Annotated in this window: 20 protein-coding genes; 2 read left to right on the forward strand and 18 right to left on the reverse strand. The window is 47.3% G+C overall.

Features of this window, described 5'->3' with window-relative positions; translation table 11 throughout:
• Positions 1–39 precede the first annotated feature (39 nt).
• From lepB to BLCOC_RS15800, 12 genes are all read right to left on the reverse strand, one after another.
• Complete coding sequence (lepB, locus tag BLCOC_RS15745) at positions 40–579, reverse strand: signal peptidase I (RefSeq protein WP_018598029.1); 540 nt, start codon at positions 577–579, stop codon at positions 40–42.
• The gene (locus tag BLCOC_RS15750; RefSeq protein WP_115622726.1) at positions 576–1,547 is read right to left on the reverse strand and encodes an RluA family pseudouridine synthase; all 972 of its coding nucleotides are present in this window, start codon (positions 1,545–1,547) and stop codon (positions 576–578) included. The genes lepB and BLCOC_RS15750 overlap by 4 nt, the downstream gene beginning before the upstream one ends.
• Positions 1,548–1,556: 9 nt before the next feature.
• The gene (locus BLCOC_RS15755; RefSeq protein ID WP_115622727.1) at positions 1,557–2,171 is read right to left on the reverse strand and encodes a hypothetical protein; all 615 of its coding nucleotides are present in this window, start codon (positions 2,169–2,171) and stop codon (positions 1,557–1,559) included.
• Positions 2,172–2,199: 28 nt separating this feature from the next.
• Entirely contained in the window at positions 2,200–2,958 is a 759-nt protein-coding gene (locus BLCOC_RS15760; protein ID WP_026255730.1) for an SDR family NAD(P)-dependent oxidoreductase, read from the reverse strand.
• 4 nt (positions 2,959–2,962) lie between these two features.
• Positions 2,963–4,861: a YgiQ family radical SAM protein gene (locus BLCOC_RS15765; RefSeq protein WP_115622728.1), complete on the reverse strand. Its 1,899-nt coding sequence runs from the start codon at positions 4,859–4,861 to the stop codon at positions 2,963–2,965.
• Positions 4,858–5,535 carry an HAD family hydrolase gene (locus tag BLCOC_RS15770; RefSeq protein WP_115622729.1) on the reverse strand — a complete coding sequence of 226 codons (678 nt, stop codon included), beginning with the start codon at positions 5,533–5,535 and terminating at the stop codon, positions 4,858–4,860. Before BLCOC_RS15770 ends, BLCOC_RS15765 begins: the two co-directional genes overlap by 4 nt.
• Positions 5,528–6,244 (reverse strand): pseudouridine synthase, encoded by a 717-nt coding sequence (locus tag BLCOC_RS15775; protein WP_115625419.1) that lies wholly within the window; start codon positions 6,242–6,244, stop codon positions 5,528–5,530. The genes BLCOC_RS15770 and BLCOC_RS15775 overlap by 8 nt, the downstream gene beginning before the upstream one ends.
• Positions 6,244–7,614 carry an RsmF rRNA methyltransferase first C-terminal domain-containing protein gene (locus BLCOC_RS15780; protein ID WP_115622730.1) on the reverse strand — a complete coding sequence of 457 codons (1,371 nt, stop codon included), beginning with the start codon at positions 7,612–7,614 and terminating at the stop codon, positions 6,244–6,246. Before BLCOC_RS15780 ends, BLCOC_RS15775 begins: the two co-directional genes overlap by 1 nt.
• 11 nt (positions 7,615–7,625) lie before the next feature.
• Positions 7,626–8,444, reverse strand: a complete 819-nt coding sequence (locus tag BLCOC_RS15785) for a GTP pyrophosphokinase (protein ID WP_115622731.1) — start codon at positions 8,442–8,444, stop codon at positions 7,626–7,628.
• 186 nt (positions 8,445–8,630) lie between these two features.
• Positions 8,631–9,299: a M23 family metallopeptidase gene (locus tag BLCOC_RS15790; RefSeq protein WP_242998961.1), complete on the reverse strand. Its 669-nt coding sequence runs from the start codon at positions 9,297–9,299 to the stop codon at positions 8,631–8,633.
• A gap of 121 nt (positions 9,300–9,420) precedes the next feature.
• On the reverse strand, positions 9,421–10,869 hold the full coding sequence (locus BLCOC_RS15795) for an aminoacyl-histidine dipeptidase (protein ID WP_115622733.1): 1,449 nt from the start codon (positions 10,867–10,869) through the stop codon (positions 9,421–9,423).
• A gap of 519 nt (positions 10,870–11,388) precedes the next feature.
• The gene (locus BLCOC_RS15800; protein WP_165907269.1) at positions 11,389–11,673 is read right to left on the reverse strand and encodes a hypothetical protein; all 285 of its coding nucleotides are present in this window, start codon (positions 11,671–11,673) and stop codon (positions 11,389–11,391) included.
• A gap of 80 nt (positions 11,674–11,753) precedes the next feature.
• Here BLCOC_RS15800 and BLCOC_RS15805 point away from each other — a divergent pair, with 80 nt between their 5' ends.
• Positions 11,754–12,698, forward strand: coding sequence for a sporulation protein (locus BLCOC_RS15805; protein ID WP_115622735.1), 945 nt, complete (start codon positions 11,754–11,756; stop codon positions 12,696–12,698).
• On the opposite strand, the gene BLCOC_RS15810 is transcribed toward BLCOC_RS15805, so the two are convergent.
• The 4 genes from BLCOC_RS15810 to BLCOC_RS15825 are packed head-to-tail and all read right to left on the reverse strand — an operon-like array spanning position 12,678 to position 14,793.
• A complete protein-coding gene (locus tag BLCOC_RS15810; RefSeq protein WP_018598017.1) occupies positions 12,678–13,304 on the reverse strand; it encodes a hypothetical protein in 627 nt (208 codons plus the stop codon). The two genes, BLCOC_RS15805 and BLCOC_RS15810, sit on opposite strands and share 21 nt — an antisense overlap.
• Before the next feature lie 22 nt (positions 13,305–13,326).
• Positions 13,327–13,818 carry a pantetheine-phosphate adenylyltransferase gene (gene coaD, locus BLCOC_RS15815; protein ID WP_018598016.1) on the reverse strand — a complete coding sequence of 164 codons (492 nt, stop codon included), beginning with the start codon at positions 13,816–13,818 and terminating at the stop codon, positions 13,327–13,329.
• A gap of 10 nt (positions 13,819–13,828) precedes the next feature.
• Positions 13,829–14,380 (reverse strand): 16S rRNA (guanine(966)-N(2))-methyltransferase RsmD, encoded by a 552-nt coding sequence (gene rsmD, locus BLCOC_RS15820; protein WP_115622736.1) that lies wholly within the window; start codon positions 14,378–14,380, stop codon positions 13,829–13,831.
• 20 nt (positions 14,381–14,400) lie between these two features.
• Positions 14,401–14,793: a methylglyoxal synthase gene (locus tag BLCOC_RS15825; protein WP_018598014.1), complete on the reverse strand. Its 393-nt coding sequence runs from the start codon at positions 14,791–14,793 to the stop codon at positions 14,401–14,403.
• A gap of 265 nt (positions 14,794–15,058) precedes the next feature.
• Between BLCOC_RS15825 and BLCOC_RS15830 the strand changes: the two genes are divergently transcribed.
• Positions 15,059–15,304, forward strand: a complete 246-nt coding sequence (locus BLCOC_RS15830; RefSeq protein WP_018598013.1) for an alpha/beta-type small acid-soluble spore protein — start codon at positions 15,059–15,061, stop codon at positions 15,302–15,304.
• A gap of 134 nt (positions 15,305–15,438) precedes the next feature.
• On the opposite strand, the gene BLCOC_RS15835 is transcribed toward BLCOC_RS15830, so the two are convergent.
• Together BLCOC_RS15835 and BLCOC_RS15840 are read right to left on the reverse strand one after the other, a co-directional pair.
• Positions 15,439–15,858: a DUF6465 family protein gene (locus BLCOC_RS15835; RefSeq protein ID WP_029468805.1), complete on the reverse strand. Its 420-nt coding sequence runs from the start codon at positions 15,856–15,858 to the stop codon at positions 15,439–15,441.
• Between the two features lie 84 nt (positions 15,859–15,942).
• A complete protein-coding gene (locus BLCOC_RS15840) occupies positions 15,943–19,740 on the reverse strand; it encodes an FtsX-like permease family protein (protein WP_115622737.1) in 3,798 nt (1,265 codons plus the stop codon).
• Positions 19,741–19,752 lie beyond the last annotated feature (12 nt).

Consider the following 19,752-nt stretch of genomic DNA (forward strand, 5'->3'; position numbering starts at 1 on the left):
TTTCTATCATATCCGTAAAGATTTTTCACCTCCGCCTGACTATTTTATCAGCTTCGGTGACGGGAAGTACCTGAGAACAGCTTTGCCCAGGATTTTTTCCTTTTTTACAAAGGTATTGGTCCAGAAGCGGGAATCCTTGGAGCGGTTCCTGTTGTCGCCCAGCATAAAATAACTCCCCTCCGGAACTACCTCCGGTCCCCAGTCTCCCTGCGGCGGTTCCGGTGTAAAGCTGTCATCCAAAGGTGTCTCGGAACCGTCAATATACACCTTTCCATCCCTGATCTCCACTGTCTCCCCGGGCAGTCCTATGACACGCTTGATAAAAAGCTGTGTCTCATCATCGGGATACTTGAAGATCACGATATCAAAACGCTGCGGGTCTTTATTTATGTATGCCAGGCGGTTACCGAAGATACGGTCCCCTGTCATGATGGTGTCTTCCATAGATTCTGATGGTATCTTGGCATTTATCAACAGCACATTGTTGACTATAAAAACCACAACTACCACAAATATGATCATTTTTATATATTCCCAGAGTTCCTCCATAATGGAAGGCCCATTGTATTGTCTGCTCATTTCAGTTTCTCCCCTTTGATGACTTTTTTAAATAATGCAGGCAGTTCTGCCGTCAGCTTAAGTCCGGACAGGTAATGAAGTTCCCCCAGAACAGACGGCATCTCAATCCTCCAGGCATGTAAGAGCTGGGAGGACACCTGATATTTTTTTCTGTATACTTCGTTGATCTGTCTGCTGCCGTATTTCATGTCTCCAATGATGGGATGCCCGATGCTGGCCAGATGGCTTCTGATCTGGTGGGTGCGCCCTGTCAAAAGTTCCACTTCCAGAAGAGTGCAGTCCCCCTCTTCAGAATAAGAAAGAGGCCGAAGACGGGTCTCTATGGGGAGCGCGTCTTTCTTTTGCTCTCTTGTCACAGTGACCTTATTGGTCCGCTCATTCTTCCACAGGTATCCTTTTATATAGGATGGATGCGCCACACGTCCTGCCACAAGTGCAAGATAATATTTATGCAGGCTTCTATCCTTAAAAGCCCCGGAAAGTATCTGCAGGCCGGCTATGGTTTTGCCTGCTGCCACAATGCCGCTTGTATTGCGGTCCAGGCGGTTGCAGACTGCCGGATGAAAAGTCTTCAGATCTTCTCTGGTCAGTGCTCCTTTTTCCAGAAGATATCCGGTCAAATATTCTACCAATGAAATGTCCTTCTTATCCGCCTTCTGGGAAAGCATTCCCACAGGCTTATTGATAAACAGCACATGGTCATCCTCATAGATAACATCCAGGCGGCAGGTATGGGCTTCCGTCTCAGCGCCCATAAATTTTTCCAGCGTCTCCTCCGCAAGAAAAAGGCGGATACTGTCCTCCGCCTGAAGCTTCTCACTGCCATCCGCTTTTTTTCCGTTCAGTGTGATATTCTTCTTCCTGAGCATTTTATAGAGGAAGCTTTTTGGTGCCTCCTTTAAATATTTTGCAAGATATTTGTCAAGACGCTGCCCACTCTCCCCTGCTTTGACTGTCAGTTCTCTCATGTACTCCTCCTAGAGGGAAATTGCATAGATCGTATGCAGAATCAGTTCGTTTCTGGTCAGATCCGGATATGTCTCATCCGGTGTAAAGCGGATGTCCTTTTCCAGAGATTCCCTGTGCTCCCACAGAGAGTCCAGACGGTTCAGATAATCCGGCAGTTTCCGGAAAATCTTTACATTCACATAGTATCCATTCTGTCTGAGAATCGACTGGATATGCTTCTCTACAAAAGGTATATCAGATTTTTCACGGCTGGTATATCCCACCACTGTGTTGCCGCATACGGCAACAGAATCCAAAAAGGTCTGTTTTTCATATGCGGATATGACCAGCTCATAGCCCAGGATCAGACCGTTTTTATGTTTTTCGATCTGCCGGAAATCCTTCTCGGACATTGGTTTCTGCATAAACATCATGATCATACTCACCGCGAATTTACAGCCGGGCAGACAGGCCACCACTGCCACTACTGTAAAGACTGTATTTCTGTTCCCCTTGATCAAAAGACCTGTAAAAAAAACGGTAAGAGGGGCTATAAAAGCCAGAACGGTGTATAAGATCCTCTTTTTCTTCTGGGAAGAAATATATCCGAAATCACCTTTTCTGATCTTCTTCTTTTTTTCCATTGAAAATCTGTCTCCTCATATGTGTCTTTTAGTAAATAAGTTCTACAATCTTTAATAATACCCTATGTGGGACAATTTTGCAAAGGATAAAAAAACATTTCATAGAAAATCCATAAATGGAAATCTCTTTTTTCCTGGCCGCGTCTATAATAGCCTGGTTCACCACAGCCTGAGGACTTGCAATAAATCTGCGCTTATAGGACGGCATACGGCTCTTTCCACCTATATTTTCCAAAAATTCCGTATCAACCGGTCCCGGGCAGACAATGGTCACTGCAATATAGTCTCTGAGTTCTCTGGCAAGGGCCCGTGAGAAACTGAGCACATAAGCTTTGGTGGCAGCGTAAACCGCAAATTGCGGCTGAGGGATAAAGGCAGCCGCGGAAGCAGCCATAACAATATGGCTTTTCTGTCTCATATATGGCAGAAAAATCCTTGTTATCTCTGTCAATGCCCTGCAGTTTAAATCCACCATCTCTGCACAGTCTTCCACAGGTGTCACCTCCACACTTCTGTGCACCCCAAAGCCTGCCGCATTTACCAGATATTTTACATAGGGCTTGTATTCCCTGAGCATTCCTTTTAATTTTCCTATACTATTTTTGTCTGTAATATCCATGGGGATCACACGGACTTTTATACAGATTTCCTTCTTCAGCTCTTCCAGAACTTCTCCTCTTCTGGCAATGGCCCAGATTTCGTCCAGCCAGCCGTAATGATAGGCAAGCTGACGCACAAACTCCTTCCCCATACCCGAGGATGCTCCGGTTATGACTGCTATCTTCAAACTATCACCTACTCTTCTTTTTGTGGATATTTCTTATGGTTTTCTTTTTCCGGGTATTTCTTTGATCCTTTGTTCCTTCTCTGCTCCGGGATTCCCTGTCCTTTGTATCAGCACCTTTTCCTGTGCGGATGAGACATTTTTTGTCTGTCCCTATCAGATCGGTCCTTCCCGCTGCTATAAGAGCCTCTTTTACAAGTTCCCGGTTGGCGGGATTTTTATACTGGATCAGTGCGCGCTGCATAGCCTTTTCATGAGGATTTTTCGGTATGTATACCGGCTCCATGGTCCTTGGGTCCAGACCGGTATAATACATACAGGTGGACATGGTGGAGGGTGTGGGATAAAAATCCTGCACCTGTTCCGGCATGAATCCCATGTCCCGCACATATTCCGCCAGCTTGACAGCCTCCTTCATGGTACATCCCGGATGGGAGGACATAAAGTAGGGCACTGCGTACTGTTTCCTGCCTGTGCGCGCATTGGCCTGTTCAAAATCCTTCAGAAACTTCTCATACACAGCATGTTCCGGCTTGCCCATATAGGAAAGCACCTTGTCGGAAACGTGTTCCGGTGCCACCCGCAGTTGTCCGCTTACATGATACTGGGCAAGCTCCTCCAAAAATTTCCCGTCCCGGTCTGCTTCCACATAGTCAAAACGGATTCCGGAGCGTATAAACACTTTCTTAACCTTTGGTATCTCCCGCAGTTTTCCCAGTAGCTCCAGATAATCCTGGTGATCTGCCTCCAGGTTTTTGCAGGGTTTTGGAAACAGGCACTGCCGGTTTTTGCAGACACCTTTTGTCATCTGTTTTTTGCAGGCGGGATGGCGGAAATCTGCTGTGGGGCCCCCAACATCGTGGATATATCCCTTAAAATCCTTTTCCTCCGTGCACAGAACAGCCTCCTCCACAATGGACTCATGGCTTCTTGTCTGTACGATCCGCCCCTGATGAAAGGCAAGGGCACAAAAATTGCAGCCTCCAAAACATCCCCGGTTGCTGGTAAGACTGAACTTGATTTCTTCGATAGCAGGGATTTTCCCCATCTTTTCATACATGGGGTGATACGTGCGGGTATAGGGCAGATCATAAACTTCGTCCATCTCCTGTTGTGTGAGGGGCTTAGACGGCGGGTTCTGCACCAGATATCCCTGCTTATCATAAGGCTCCGCCAAGGCTTTTCCTGTAAAAGGGTCCATATTTTCATACTGTATGCGGAAGCTCTCGGCATAAGCTTTTTTATCCCTGCACAGCTCCTCATAGGACGGCAGGAGAACACCTTTCGGCAGTTCTTTTGTACGGTATACCGTACCACGTATATCATGGATCTCACTTATGGGAATCCCTTCATTCAAAGCTTTTGCAATGGCAAGGATACTTTTTTCTCCCATGCCGTAAGAGATCATATCTGCCCCGCTGTCCAGAAGCACAGAGCGCTTCAGGGAGTCAGACCAGTAATCATAGTGGGCAAATCTTCTCAGGGATGCCTCAATACCGCCGATGATCACAGGTGTATGCTTATATATCCTGCGGATCAGATTGCCGTATACAATAACTGCCCGGTCAGGGCGAAGCCCCATTTGACCGCCGGAAGAATAGGCATCTGTGCCGCGATGTTTTTTGGAAACTGTATAGTGGTTCACCATGGAATCCATGTTGCCCGCTGACACCAGAAAAGCCAGACGCGGCTCCCCGAACACAGAGATACTTTTCTCATCTCTCCAGTCAGGCTGGGCAATGATCCCCACACTGTAACCGTAAGCTTCCAGAAGTCTGGTAATGATAGCTGTTCCAAAAGAAGGATGGTCCACATAGGCATCCCCGCTCACATAGACAAAATCCGGCTGCGTGATTCCCCTTTGTTCCATCTCCTGCCTTGTCACCGGCAAAAATCCTGTTGTCATAGCAGCACCTCATATGTGTGATCCATCACCTGGAAATAGTCATCAATATAATAATCCGCCAGGTTTTTCTTCTTGTCCGCCTGCGGTGCACTGAAGGCATCCTCCACGGCACAGACCTTCATACCGGCATTTTTCCCTGCCAGGATACCCATGGGAACATCCTCAAATACCAGACACTCCTCAGGCCTTTTATGTAAGCCCGCTGCTGTTTTCAGATATACATCCGGTGCCGGCTTACCTGCAGGCACATCGCAGCAGGTGGTGATGCCGGAAAAATACTCTTCTATAGAATGAGCCTTCAGCACCATCCGGATCAGCTCAATGCTGTTGCTGGAACAGATAGCCGCCGGAATTTTTTTCTCCTTTAAATAGCCTAAAAACTCCCGCACTCCTTTTTTCAGGGGAATCTCATGACAGTATTTGTGCTCTGCCATAGCCACCCAGGTGCTTTTAATGGTTTCCAGAGAATCCGGGAGCGCAAAACGTTCTTTAAAGTACGCCGCAGTTTCCGTAAATCCCATTCCCTCCAGCTCCTGCTGGAACTCTTCCAGGTTCTCCGGCATATCCAGCCCTTTCATAGCCAAAAATTCCTCATCCACTGCCTTCCACATCCACATGGAATCCACCAGGGTTCCATCCAAATCAAATAATACTGCATTGATATTTTCAAGCATTGTTCTTTAACCTTTCTATCTCTTCCCCGGAAAGTTTCCGGTACTGTCCCGGCTCCAGCGTTTTATCCAAAATAAGGCTTCCCATGGAAAGCCTTTTCAAGTATACCACTTCATTGTCCACAGCCGCAAACATACGCTTCACCTGGTGGAACTTTCCTTCCCTGATGGTGATGCAGCATTGCCTGCTCTCCTCCTTGGTCTTGGTGACAACGGCAGGCAGAGTGGGATTTTTTTCACCGATATCTACACCTTCACACAGCTTTTTACAATCCTCTTCTGTCAATTCATCCCTAAGCCTTACAAAATATGTCTTGTCCACATGTTTTTTGGGAGAGAGAAGCCTATGGGCCAGGTCACCGTCATTGGTGATGAGAAGCAGCCCTTCTGTGTCCTTGTCAAGCCGTCCTACCGGGAACAGATCTTTTCTTTTCCTGGAAGGTATACAGTCCAGCACGGTTTTATCCCTGTTGTCCTCTGTGGCAGAGACTACGCCCTGAGGTTTATTGAGCATATAATACTCAAAATCTTCATATGCCACTTTCTCCCCGGAGGATAAAATCTCATCTGTGTCCGGGTCAACTTTCAACTCCGGCTTTGTGACAGTCTCCCCGTTCACAGTCACCTGTTTTGTCTTCAGAAGCTTTTTCACTTCGCTTCTGGTACCCAGCCCCATATCGGCCAGGTATTTATCCAATCGTATCTTTCCCATTACTGCCATCTCCATCCGGCATAGTATTTATTTTTAAGAACTCCTCCTGCCAGTTTGCCGAATCCCAGAGGATAATCTTTTACACATACAAGCTGCCAGCCCTTCTTCTCCCTGACCGGCAGATCAGACACATCCAGGGTTTCCCCTTTCAGGTATTTGACTGTCCGCACATCCTCAGGCTCCAGCCGGATACAGGAGATGAATTCCTCAGGCTTTAAAGCCATCGCCAGGGCCTGGGAAGGCTCAAACCTGTTTTTCTTCACATCTCCCAGATAAAGTCCTGTACGGAGATACCGAAATTTAGGCATTCTCTCTCCGTTCGGCAAAAGATAGAGCCTGTCACGGTCCAGTTTCAGATCCTTTCTGTCTATAGGATATGACAAAAGGGACAGGAACTCTTCCACGCAGTCCGGCATCTTCTGCGGGTTTCCTTTTCCTGCCTGCAGTTTTCCCGGCTTCAGGCAGGTTCCGCGGGAATTAAGATCATCTCCTCCCTTTTTAAGAAGAGCCAGAAAATGCCCCTCTCCAGGCATTCTGTGCGGGAAGATCCTGACACATTTTTTAAGTCCCATGCCTTCTGTGAATCCTTCGTAAGGAAGGATCTCCTTCAGACACATATCCGGCATTTCCTGCAGCAGATATTCGATCACTTCCTCGTCCTCTCTTTTTGAAAATGTACAGGTGGAATACAAAAGCATTCCTCCCTCCCGCAGCATACGGGCACCCTGGAGAATGAGTTTTTTCTGTATGGGCACATAGGCCATGGGGCCTCTTTCCTTCCAGTATTCCATCATCCCCGGCTCCCGGTGAAACATCCCCTCACCGGAACAAGGGGCATCTATGAGCACCTTGTCAAAAAAGCCGGCAAAATTATTCTTAAGCACCTCCGGGTCTTCGCTGGTCACATAGACATTGGGAATCCCTGCCATCTCAAGATTCTTCAGCAGAGCTTTCGCCCTGCTGCTGCTGATGTCATTGGCAAACAGCATCCCGCTTCTGCAAAGCCGGCTGCCCAGCTCCGTGGCCTTTCCGCCCGGAGCTGCGCACAGATCCAGCACATAGTCTCCCGGTTCCACAGGCAGACGGCTGGCCGGCGTCATGGCACTGGGCTCCTGCAGATAGTATAAGCCTGCATAATAAAACGGATGCCTGGACGCCCGCTCCTCTTCCTTTATAAAATAACCATTGGGTATCCACGGGATCTTCTCCAGGGAAAAAGGGCTGACAACCTCAAATTCTTTGCAGGTGATCTTTGATGTATTGACACGCAGTCCCTGCATGACCGGCAGATCAAGGCTTTTTTTGTAGGCCTCCAGCTCTGTGCCCAGTAATTCTTTCATCTCTTGTTCATAAGCTCTCGGCAGATTCATTGTCTCGTCCTTTACATAATTTCTTCTGTAGCTACTGCCTGGGCACGATAGCCCTCAGCAATAATGTCCAGTTCCCGGTAGAACCGTTCCAGTCTGGACAAATCCTTTGTCTCGTAAATCCTGTAAAATTCATCCTGTATTTTTGCCACTTCCCTCTTGTTGGAATAGTGGTATAGATTCTCAATATTATTCAGGATTCCAGACACCAGATTAGACTGATGCAGCATGGAATTCTGGGCATCCATAACCTCGTTCCGGACAGATGACATCTCTTCATCCAGAAGCAGTATGGACTGAGCGGCATGATTCAGCCTCTCCTTTAAATGTGGAGGCATATTCCCCTTGTACTTGTACTGCAGAGAATGTTCAATGGTAGCCCAGAAATTCATAGCAAGTGTCCGAATCTGGATCTCAGCCCTGACATTTTTTGGGCCGTCTAAGGTCTCCACATGATACAGAACGATCATATGGTAGCTTCTGTAACCGCTCTCCTTCATGTGCGTGAGATAGTCCTTCTCCTCCACCACCTGCATATCCTGGCGCTTTCTAATGATCTCAGCTACTTTATCAATATCTTCATAAAACTGACAGATGACCCGGATGCCGGCAATATCTTCCACCTTCTCCTCCAGGTCTGCCCAGGATATATTTTTTCTCTGCATTTTTTCCAATATACTGTTAATTGTTTTTACTCTTCCGCTGACTTGTTCAATGGGGGAGTACAGGTCCTTTTCTTTGTGCTCCTTCTTCAGATGGTTGAATTTTATAACCAGCTCTTTGACAGCAAGTTCATACGGAATCAGCAGTTCACGCCATAAATGTATCTCCATAAGACATTACTCCTTACCAGTGCGCCTGTTTTTCTATCCCTTATCATAGCCGCATAGAATGCGGCACAATTTGCGGGTGCCCGAATGGGTATCCAGAGCCGCGCGCTTTGTTTTCCCTATAACGGCCTGGTTTTCGCGTAAGGTATTTTAAGTATAGCATATTTCTATAGCTCTCACCATAGAAATTCAGTAACTTATCTCCTTTGTATAATCCTTCAGGTATACAAGCACAGGATACGGATTCAGGGCATATTCCTCATCCCCCTTGTATCTCACGTATACCCCCATATGTAAATGGGGCGCAAACTTTCCGCAGGTCCCCTCTTCCCCGTATCCGCTGTCACCCAGAAATCCCAGAAGCTCACCTGCTCTCACAGCTTCTCCCTCCTGAAACTTCCTGCCGTAGCCGCTTAAATGGGCATAATAAAAATAGCCTCCTCCCGGACTCCGGATTCCAATCCTCCAGCCGCCCAAAGGGAGCCACCCCACTTTTTCCACAGTTCCGTCCGTGATGCTTATGACGGGGTAATATCCGGAAAGCATTTCCTTGCCGAAAATATCGCATCCTTCATGTTTCCGCTTTCCGCCATAGTTCCGCGCCTCCATCCAGGTATCCGCAAAGGAAAAGGGATTTTTTCTCTCTGAGGGGCAGACCGCAAGGGGAAAAAACTCCATGTCCTGCCAGAAGGGCAGATATAGCTGCATCTCCTCCAAAGATATACCGGCCTTTTCCATTTCACCCACAGGAATGCCGGCTTTTCGCAGGTCTTCCAGAGAAACATGTTCTTTCAGGGAACTGATGGCAAAAACATCCGCAAACACTAAGATCAGAAATAACAGTATCCATTTCCGCACAAAAATTCCCCCATCTGACATAAAATTCGGCTGTGCCTGTACCAGAGCATATAAAATCCTGCTCTTACCCGTACATATCATTTTATGAACAGACCGGGGAAAATATTCCAATTATTTCAATTTACTTCAATCTTTTTAATACTTCCAGCAGATATTCATAGACCCTGGCTGTGGAGGAGATGGAAAGTGTCTCCTCAGAAGTATGGATATCTTTCATATCCGGCCCAATGGAAATGCAGTCAAGTCCCGGAATTTTTTCGTAGAACAATCCGCACTCCAGACCTGCATGGATGACCTGGACAGCCGGCTCCTTTTGGTACATTTCTTTATAAACCTGAACCATCAGCGGACGCAGGGCAGAATCCTGACGGTACTCCCATGACGGATAATCTCCCTCCACATGATATTCACCGCCCAAAAATTCAGTCAGATACTGGATTTTCCCGGCCAGTGCTTTCTTGGCAGAACCCGCGGAGCTTCTCACACTTGTGGAACAGGTCAGACACTCCTCATCCAGCCTTGTAACACCCACATTGCAGGATGTCTCCACAAGACCTTCAATAAAACCGCACATTTTCTGGATTCCATTGGGATAGTTCATAAGGAAGAAGATGACTTTTTCCTGGCTTACGGGATGAAGTACCTGTTCGGTCTTCTCCCCCTGGCACACAGCCGTCACTGTGATTCCTTCATCCGTACCTGTGTATTCTTTTCTGAGCATCTGTGTAAATTCTGCTGCATAGCTTACCAGTCTCTCTCCGTCCTCCTGTCCTGTCAAAACAGACGCCTCTGCCTGACGCGGAATTGCATTGTCTTTTTGACCGCCGCTTAAGGAGATCAGTCCAAATTCACCAAATTCTCTGAACTCATGGAGGAATCTTGCCATAAGCAGTGTGGCGTTTGCCCGGATCTTATCAATCTCTGCACCGGAATGACCGCCCAGAAGCCCGTCTACCTTAATATCATAGCGGATACCTGTCCTCTCCTGATAATTTACCGGCAGTTCACTGATACTTGTCATACCTCCGGCACAGCCTGCCCAGAGGATTCCTTCCTCCTCGGAATCCAGATTGATAAGGTATTTTCCCTTTAAGGGAGCGGTGTCCAGTGCAGACGCGCCCAGAAGACCAATCTCCTCATCCACTGTGAACACAGCTTCAATGGCCGGATGCTGCAGTTTCTCATCCTCCAGGATAGCCAGCTCATAAGCCACGGCGATGCCGTCATCTCCGCCCAGAGTGGTGCCGTCCGCATGTATGATATCCCCCTCCACAAAAAGTGTGAGAGGATCCTTCTTAAAATCATGTGTACTCTCCGGAAGCTTTTCACAAACCATATCCACATGGCCCTGCAGGATCACTGCCGGGGCATTCTCATACCCAGGGGCTGCCTCCTTAAATATGATCACATTGCCGCTTTCATCCTGAACATGGCGTAGGCCGTGTTCCTTTGCAAAAGCCACAAGATAATCGCTGATCTGTTGCGTATTGCCGGAACCATGGGGGATTTTTGTAATCTCCTCAAAATAATGAAACACTCTTTCCGGTTTCAGATTCTCTAATACTGACATATCAATTCCTCCTGTAATTTTATTCCTCTGCTGTTTTCTATTTTGTCACATTCTCTTCCACTTGGCAAGGCTTAAGGGTTGGTTTTTATTTGATTCGTTGGGGTGGCTCACGGACGGGGCAGCGGGGGAAGGGGGCTGTGTCCGCTCGAGGTTCCGGAACCAGTGAGCTAACCGATAACTCCGACTAAGACGCTCACCAGTGGGTTCGCGCCTAAGTCTGCGTAATCGGTGGATCTCACAGGCTCCTCCACTTAACCTCCCTGACACAGCCCCCTTCCCCCACTGCCCCTGTTCTCCTCCCCAGAACGATATATCAAGCAATAGTTTTTTGGAAAATAAAAAAACAAAACATGCTCTGCACATTTAAAAAAATCAATAACCTAAATTACACTTTATTTTTTAAGCAGTATCAAGTGACATCAAGTAATATAAAGTAATATCATGCAACCTAAAAGACCAAGAACATCCGTTATCGCAGCGAATCACTCTCCACACCTACCAAAACAATACACCCCCGCATCACAACATCTCCGGGTTCAGTGAAAACCAGGAAGCGTATGGGAGGAGGCTGGGGGAGAGGAAGGCCGGGGAGCGATGTTTTAGTGGAGCGGCCGCGGAAATCCACCTGCCCCAGTTACTTAATGAAGAGGCCATTGCCGATGAATTTAGTAAATGGGAGCAGGTTAGTTCCGTGGCAGCGGAACGCTTCGCTCCCCGGCCTTCCTCTCCCCCAGCCTCCTCCCATACGCTTCCGTCTGCCTTCACTCCCCCAGCCTCCTCCCATACGCTTCCGTCCGCCTTCACTCCCCCATCCCCCTTATAAATGAATACTATATTTCCCCCAACAACCGCATATACTTAAAAAAAACATCCAAGAGGCCCCCATGAAACGCTTCCTCTTCCTCCTCCCCTTCCTGATCATGCTGGCATTCCTTCTGGTATTTCCGGATACCTCCTTTACCTGCGCGGCTTCCGGGCTGATGCTTTGGTTTGAAACCCTGCTGCCATCCCTGCTGCCTTTCATGATCATCTCTAACCTGTTGATCAAAACCGACCTATTGAAAAACTGGATCCGTGTTCCTGCCGGACTGTGGCACCATTTTTTCGCCCTCTCCTGTGACGGGGCTTATGCTTTGATCCTGGGCCTTGTCTGCGGCTACCCCATGGGCGCCAAGGTGACCGCTGACCTCTATCGCGAAAAACGGATTTCCAAAAGAGAGGCGGAATATCTGCTCACTTTTGCCAATCACCCCGGTCCATCCTTTCTCTCCTCCTATGTCTGTCTCCAGACACTGGGGCAAAAGGCTTTGATCCTTCCCACGTATTGTATCATTTATCTTGCCAACTACCTGTGCTGCCTTTTCTTCCGGAAAAAGGCCGACCGCCAGGCTGTTGCCTCTGATCTTGACCGCCCTGAAGGCAATGAAAAAGAGATATCCGTCCAATCCCCTCTGGGAGAAATTCTGGATACCTCTATTATGAACGGATTTGAGTCCATTACAAAGCTGGGAGGATATATCATCCTCTTTTCTGTCTTCCAGGGTGTCATTAAAAAAGTATTGGCACCTTTTGGGCCGGTTATGTATCTCATGTGCGGCATCACGGAAATGACCACAGGGATCACTGCCCTTGCAGGCACCGGCTGGAGCCTTACACTTCTCTATCCCATGCTGCTGGGGATCACTGCCTTCGGCGGTATCTGTATTGCAGCTCAGACAAAATCCATGCTTGCGGAAACAGACCTGTCCTTCGGGCCTTACATATGGGCAAAGCTTTTAAACTTTATGCTCACAGGCCTTCTGGCGTTCTTATTCATCAAAATCATCTAAATCATCGTCATTCAAGGATACACCTTCGGCCTCCGGTGCAGCTTCCTGTACCGGTGCTGCTCCTCCAAGCTGAGGCTGCAGCTCGCTTCTGTTCCTGTTGATCACATCCAGAGATGCCTGCAGAGAACGGACAAACTCATTATATTTGGAACCGGCATCCTCAAGAGTGTTAGCCATGATCTGACCCATATTAGCCATCATTTCGTCTGTATAGGAAATCGCACTGAGACGCAGATTGTTGGCATCGTTTGTCGCTGCATCAATAATCTCCTGTGCCTGGCGGTTGGCCGTATTCACTGTCTCGTTAGCCTGAGCGTATGCCTGCTGCATTACCTCAGACTCCTTTACCATCTCCTGTACCTGGACTTTCGTCTCAGCGATGATCGCATCTGCTTTCGCCTGCGCATCAGCCAGGATCGCATCCTTATTGCTGATGATCTTCTGGTATCTCTTGATTTCATCCGGAGTCTTCATACGCAGTTCACGAAGCAGTTCTTCTAATTCTTCCTTATTCACTACGATCTTGGTAGTGGACAATGGCTGATATTTGCAGCTCTCTACATATTCTTCAATTTCTTCGATAATCTGTTCAATTCTGCTACTCATAATCATTCTCCTTATTGTATTCTTACTTTTTTTCCTTTTGTGCGTATTTCTCTTTCACTTTTTCAACGACATATTCCGGAACAAACTGGGAAATATCCGCACCGAAATAAGCGGCTTCTTTTACAGTGGTGGAACTCAGGTAAGCGTACTCCAGGCTGGTAGTCAGAAACATGGTATCCACGTCCTTAGCCAGCACCCGGTTGGTCTGCGCCATCTGCAGTTCATATTCAAAATCGGTAATTGCCCGCAGACCGCGGATAATCACCTTGGCATCACAGCTTCTGGCAAAATTCACCGACAGACCTGAAAAGGATGTCACCTTCAGGTTCGGGATATCCGCCGTCACTTTCTTTAATATATTAACACGTTCTTCCACAGAAAACAACGGACTTTTTTCAGAATTCATCAAAACTCCAACAATTACCTCATCAAAAAGCTCCGCCGCTCTCTTTATCACGTCTAGATGTCCAAAGGTTGCCGGGTCAAAGCTGCCCGGATAAATTGCTCTCACCATCGCTCGTATCTCATGCCTTTCTCAGGAAAATGTGCCGGTTCGTCTTGTATCTCTTGTCTTTTACCGTTGTGAAGCCGTACTCATCCAGATAATCAAAGGGTGTCTCTAAGGAAGCTTCCACCACGATCAGGGTGTCCTCATCCACATAGGAGGCTTTGGAAAGCACCGAAAGCACCTGTTTTTCCAGTTCCCTGTTATAGGGAGGGTCCATGAAAATACAGCTGAAGGGCTCACTGCCCTCCAGAACGCTCAGGGCGGAAAATACGTCCTGGCAGTAAAGTTCTGCATTGTCAGCAAGCCGGGTAAATTTTAGATTTTCCCGGATACACTCTGCCGCTTTTCTATTTTTTTCTATAAAGACACACGAATATGCCCCTCTGCTCAATGCTTCAATTCCGATGGCACCGCTGCCTGAAAAAATATCCAGGAACCGGCAGTCGCACAGGTATGGCTGCAATATATTAAACAGCGTCTCCTTGATTCTGTCGGTGGTCGGCCGGGTGTCCGTACCGGGGATTGTCTTGAGGGGCATACTCTTTGCACTTCCTGCAATCACTCTCATCTTGTTGTAATTCCTTTTCTCTACTTATTCAGCCGCCAGTCCAAATCCCCGTGGTCAAGTCCCAGTATCAGGGATTCTGCTGTGGCGATATTCGTAGCGATCGGGATATTGTACTGGTCACAGCACCGGGATATCTGGTAGACATCCGGTTCTTTCTGATCGATCATAGCCGGGTTATAGAAGAAGATCACCATATCTATATCTCCCCGCTCTATCATCTCTGTAAACTGCTTATCTCCGCCCATGCTTCCCGGAAGGAACTTGTGGACATGCAGATTGGTCACTTCCTCAATCCTTCTGCCTGTGGTTCCGGTGGCATAGACCTGGTGTTTTGCCAGAATATTCTTATAAGCAATACAAAAATCTTCAATCAGAGGCTTTTTGCTGTTGTGCGCTATAATACCAACATTCATATTCTATCATCCTCATTTTCTTTTATCAGAACAATTATAGCAAATATAACAACTAACTGCAATTATTATTTTAAATTTTATACATATTTTACAGAATTATACAAATCCCCTTGCGCAAATTAATTGTTTTATTCACCGAATCACTATTGTAATACAATTCACAAAATTTGTCAAAACTTGAAAGAACTTCTAGGTGTAAAAATATCAATAAATCACATACTACCATTGTAACAAAAAAACAAAACATTTAAGGAGGAAGAAAAACATGTCTAACACAAATTCTTCTAACAGCGCAGCAGTACCCGAAGCAAAGAGTGCATTAAACCGTTTCAAATATGAGGTAGCCAACGAGTTAGGTGTACCGCTTACAGACGGTTACAACGGAAACCTGACTTCCAAACAGAACGGTTCCGTTGGTGGTTATATGGTTAAGAAAATGATCGAAGCACAGGAAAGACAGATGTCAAGCGGAGGATCTACTCCGATGTCTAACGGTTCTACCCAGCTTTAATCAAAAGCTAAAAAGTTCTGAACATTGATCTGTTCAGCAAAAATTGAATGAGCCTTCATTCAAAAAAAGAGGGCGCTTCTTCCAGATGAAGGAGCTCCCTCTTTTCCTTTTACATAAAACCAACTGAAAAGTTCTTATAAATCTACTTTGCTGCCGCCTTCTTTGTATTCATTGTTGATCACATAGTAAGCAGCGTTCTCTTCCGGTTTGATGTAAATCTGCATTTCTTTGATGTCGCTCTCTTTTTTTCCGGTCTCGTCCATCCATGCTTTTTTTACACGATTCTCAATATCTTCAACCTTGTATTCATTGCCCATGCACTGAACATAGACAAATTTCTTTGCCTCTGCGGCTTTTGCAGCAGGTTTTTCAGCGGCTTTTTTCTCAGCTACAGCTTTCTTGGCAGCGGCACGTCTTACAGGCTGTTTTTTCTCGGTTGTTTTTGCGGTTTTTGCTGGTTCAACAGCTTTCACTGCTTCTGTCTTCTTCTCTTCGGTCGTTGTCTTCACAGCCTCTGTCGCAGCTGCTTTTGTCGTTGATTTCTTAATAGGCATAATAAATCTCCTCCTTTTACATACCCTTTGAAATTTCGATTTTCCCGTTAATCATATACCTTTTCCGGAAAAATTTCAAGTTTTTTACTCTACACTTTTCATGGACTCCACCATATCCACCTTTTTCAGACGGAAATGCATAAAGAAATTTACCACTGCTGAAAAGAATAAAGTGATCAGGATACTATACACAAAACTGATGATTTCTATGTCTCTTCCGAACATCATAATGTCTGTCTCCGCAGTCAAAATAACGAACATGTGCAGGATTTTCCCGAAGAAGATTCCCAGAACACAGCCAATGAGCGTCAGACAGACATTCTCCCTGAGCACATATCTGGACACCTCCATATCATAAAAACCAAGGACCTTCAAAGTTGCCAGCTCCCTGATGCGCTCGCTGATATTGATGTTGTTCAGATTGTACAAGACAACAAAAGCCAAAAGACCCGCAGCGATGACTAATACATAGATAACGGTATCAAGACTCTTCAGCATATTTGCGATCCTGTCCGCTGTCTTCGTGATAAAAGAAACCTCTGATACCTGGTCATACTCCATATATTTTTCCTGCATCCTGTTCTCAAAGGAACTTTCCGTGGATGTATTGATGGTGAGATAGTCCACAAATTCCGGTGTTTCACCGAATACTTTGCGGTACAGCTCCGGCGATATATATATGTAATGAAGAAAATAATTCTCTGTAATGTGGGAAACCTTCACTTCATAATGATCGGTCTCCTCATCCTTCAAAACAACAGTATCGCCCTCACTCACATCCAGAAGTTTAGCCAGCTTTTCCGATAGGATGATTCCGTCATCGGACAGCTCATAATGTTCTTTCGTCTTACGGCTGCGCAGATCCGCGTATTCTTTAAATGCCTTGGTATTCTCAGGCACCATCACATAGGCACTTTTCGTCACGTTCTCTTTCTCATTTTCTATATCCATAGAGGTCTTATAAACTGCCATGAAAGATTTGATATTCTTATCCTTCTCCATGGCATTCACCACTTCCTCTTTTTCTTCTGTTGTGGCCTTATCCTCCAGTACGATCTCTGCATGGTAAGACAACAGGTCATTGTACTGAATGGTTCCGATGGAACGGACAGAATCCTTAAGTCCGAATCCTACAAGCAGAAGTCCCATACAGCCGCCGATACCCAGCACTGTCATGAAAAACCGCTTTTTATACCGGAACAGATTGCGCACTGTGGATTTGTTCGTAAAGCTTAAATGATTCCAGATGAATCCCACACGTTCCAACAGCACCCGTTTTCCTGATTTTGGAGATGCAGGCCGCATCAGAGCTGCAGGAGTGGACATAAGCTCTTTATAGCAGGCGATCCCGGCAGCCGCTGTTGTACAGGCAATAGCCAGAAGTGTGGAGGATATGGAGTATCCCGCATGCAGCGGTGCCACCACCTCCGGAAGGTTATTGTAGAGAATACCGTAGGCGTTGATGATGACAGGGGGGAGTATCTTCTGTCCCGCCACCAGGCCTGCAAGACTGCCTATGAGAGATGCCAGAAGGGCATAGCACAGGTATTTTGCCGCTATGGACAGCTTGCTGTACCCCAGCGCTTTCAGGGTTCCTATCTGAGTTCTCTCCTCCTCCACCATCCTAGTCATGGTTGTGAGACAGATGAGCGCCGCGACCAGGAAAAAAATGGCCGGAAAAACATCCCCAATGGCCTTTATCCTGTCGGCATCCTGCTCGTACTCCACATACGTCTGTATGTAATCACGGTTGAGGATGTGCCATTTTGGAACCTTCAGATCATCCAGCTCTTTTTGCCCGTCTGCTACCTTTTTCCGGGCATCCGCTATCTTTTCATCAGCATCTGCCTTTTTTTCCTCATATTCCCTGCGGCCGTCCAAAAGCTTCTGTCTGTTCTCTTCTATCTCGGCCTCTCCGTCCGCTATCTCCTTCTCTCCGTCAAAAAGCTTGGCTTTCCCATCCTCCAGTTCTTTTCTGGACTGTTCTATCTGATCCTTGGCCGCTGCAAGCTCCTGTTCTTTGGATTCTAAAAGTTCTCTGGCTTCACCAAGCTGGTTCTCACCATCTGCAAGTTGTGCAGCCCCCTCCTCGACCTGGGTCTTTCCCGCTTCCAGTTCCTGTTCCTTTGACCTAAGCTGAGATTCTGCCTGAGCGATCTGACTCTCACCATCCGCAAGCTCTGCTTCCTTTTCTGCAAGGGTCTCCGCCTGGGCATCTACCTTGGCAAGCTGCTCTTTCAGTCCCGCCAAAGTCGCCGGCAGGGCCTGCTGCTGAGCTTTCAACTGTGGAAGGGCATCCTCCATCTGGGCCTTCTGCCCCTGAAGCTGCTGTAAAGTCTCCTGAAGGCTTGCAAGCTGTTCTTGGGCCGCAGTGATGCCTGCCTCTATCTGCGCTTCCTGCTCTTTCGCAGTTTTTATCTGTTCTTCCAACTGCTGCCGGATATCCTCAGCCTCAGGGGGCAAAGCATCAAGCTGTTCCTCCAACTTAGTGATCCCGTCCCGGATATCCGCCTGGTTTTGTTTCAGGCCTTCGATGGTTGATTCCGCCTTACTGATCCCGTCCGTGACCGCTTTTATACCGTCCAAAACAGTTGGAAGACCAGCCTCTATCTCCTGGATTTTCTGCTCTACCTGGGCAATTCCCGCTTCTGTCTGAGCGATCCCGTCATTTAGCTGCTGTCTGCCCTGGTCGATCTGGGCTTTTCCCTCCTCTAACTGGCTGCGTCCATCCGCAAGTGCTGCCTTCTGCTCGTCAATCTCCTGCCATGCCTCTGCGATCTGGTCTTCGCCGTCCGCAGTCTGGGCTTTTGCATCCTCCAGTTCCTTCTTCTTTTCTTCCAGGGTGGAGGCATTCTCATAATAAGAATTCCAGCCGTCTGCGATCTGGTTCTCACCGTCTGCTGCCTGGGCTTCGCCCTCTGCAAGCTGATTTTCCCCGTCTGTCAGTTTATCCCTGGCAGTTTTCAGTTCTTTTCTGGCGTCATCCAGCTTCTGTTCTCCTTCTGCAAGTTCTTTTTCACCATCATCCAGCTCCTTTTTGGCATCTGCCAGCTTCTGCTGGTTCTCCTCGATCTCAGCGGACGCGTCATCCAGCTCTTCCTGTCCTTCCCGGCGGACGGACTCAAAGCGGATATCACAGCGGCCGCCTGCAATGGCATCCAGCCGGTCCTCCACATTTTTCACTGTGTCCTCATACTTTTCAGAGCCTGATAAGAGTTCTTTTGCTCCCGATACGCGTACCACAGCCTCTGTATATACGTCCAGAGAAAAACTTTCGGCTGGGATGACCAGAAAACTGCTCAGCTCACCGTTTCCTATTTTACTGGTTCCCCTGTCCAGACTGAGATAATAGGCAGTGGTGCCGCTGCCCACAATTTTGTATTCCGTGACAGCAAGCGTGTCTGCAATATCCTCATCCGTGCCGGATTTTACAGAGATGGTGTCTCCCACCTTATATCCTGACAGGCTTAAAAACCGTTCGTCTGCCAGGCACTCATCTGGTTTTTGGGGCATGCGGCCCTGCTTTACCATTATTTTATTGATCTGGTCATAGTCAGACATCATACGCACCACAAGCTGCGCGTCTTCCGTGCTGCAGAGCACATCCACGCTGTAGCCGCCCTGTACAGATTCTACGCCTTTTACATCCCGGATCGCATCTATATCCTTGTCCGTAAGACCCAGATCGCCCAGTACACGGATATCCATGAAATTACTATTGTCATACAGAAGATCTGCTGACATATTCATATCCGGCGCCGCTGCCCGCACACCGGCAAAAAAAGCTACCCCAAGCGCCGCAATGAGCGTGATGGACAGAAACCGGTTCCTGGTCTTTTTTATCTCCATAAAAAAATCTTTTGCTAATGCGTTTTTCTTCATGCCTTCACACCT

Origin of the sequence: Blautia coccoides (assembly GCF_034355335.1) — a bacterium.
In the GTDB taxonomy this organism is placed as follows: domain Bacteria; phylum Bacillota; class Clostridia; order Lachnospirales; family Lachnospiraceae; genus Blautia; species Blautia producta.

What these genes read in the sequence shown, in the direction of transcription:
- BLCOC_RS15750 (WP_115622726.1), bottom strand. Translation starts at nt 1,547, where the DNA reads ATGAGAGAACTGACAGTCAAAGCAGGGGAGAGTGGGCAGCGTCTTGAC.
- BLCOC_RS15830 (WP_018598013.1), top strand. Translation starts at nt 15,059, where the DNA reads ATGTCTAACACAAATTCTTCTAACAGCGCAGCAGTACCCGAAGCAAAG.
- BLCOC_RS15775 (WP_115625419.1), bottom strand. Translation starts at nt 6,244, where the DNA reads ATGGGAAAGATACGATTGGATAAATACCTGGCCGATATGGGGCTGGGT.
- BLCOC_RS15765 (WP_115622728.1), bottom strand. Translation starts at nt 4,861, where the DNA reads ATGACAACAGGATTTTTGCCGGTGACAAGGCAGGAGATGGAACAAAGG.
- BLCOC_RS15835 (WP_029468805.1), bottom strand. Translation starts at nt 15,858, where the DNA reads ATGCCTATTAAGAAATCAACGACAAAAGCAGCTGCGACAGAGGCTGTG.
- BLCOC_RS15785 (WP_115622731.1), bottom strand. Translation starts at nt 8,444, where the DNA reads ATGGAGATACATTTATGGCGTGAACTGCTGATTCCGTATGAACTTGCT.
- BLCOC_RS15825 (WP_018598014.1), bottom strand. Translation starts at nt 14,793, where the DNA reads ATGAATGTTGGTATTATAGCGCACAACAGCAAAAAGCCTCTGATTGAA.
- BLCOC_RS15795 (WP_115622733.1), bottom strand. Translation starts at nt 10,869, where the DNA reads ATGTCAGTATTAGAGAATCTGAAACCGGAAAGAGTGTTTCATTATTTT.
- BLCOC_RS15805 (WP_115622735.1), top strand. Translation starts at nt 11,754, where the DNA reads ATGAAACGCTTCCTCTTCCTCCTCCCCTTCCTGATCATGCTGGCATTC.
- BLCOC_RS15755 (WP_115622727.1), bottom strand. Translation starts at nt 2,171, where the DNA reads ATGGAAAAAAAGAAGAAGATCAGAAAAGGTGATTTCGGATATATTTCT.
- coaD (WP_018598016.1), bottom strand. Translation starts at nt 13,818, where the DNA reads ATGGTGAGAGCAATTTATCCGGGCAGCTTTGACCCGGCAACCTTTGGA.
- BLCOC_RS15770 (WP_115622729.1), bottom strand. Translation starts at nt 5,535, where the DNA reads ATGCTTGAAAATATCAATGCAGTATTATTTGATTTGGATGGAACCCTG.
- BLCOC_RS15810 (WP_018598017.1), bottom strand. Translation starts at nt 13,304, where the DNA reads ATGAGTAGCAGAATTGAACAGATTATCGAAGAAATTGAAGAATATGTA.
- BLCOC_RS15840 (WP_115622737.1), bottom strand. Translation starts at nt 19,740, where the DNA reads ATGAAGAAAAACGCATTAGCAAAAGATTTTTTTATGGAGATAAAAAAG.
- BLCOC_RS15780 (WP_115622730.1), bottom strand. Translation starts at nt 7,614, where the DNA reads ATGAATCTGCCGAGAGCTTATGAACAAGAGATGAAAGAATTACTGGGC.
- lepB (WP_018598029.1), bottom strand. Translation starts at nt 579, where the DNA reads ATGAGCAGACAATACAATGGGCCTTCCATTATGGAGGAACTCTGGGAA.
- rsmD (WP_115622736.1), bottom strand. Translation starts at nt 14,380, where the DNA reads ATGAGAGTGATTGCAGGAAGTGCAAAGAGTATGCCCCTCAAGACAATC.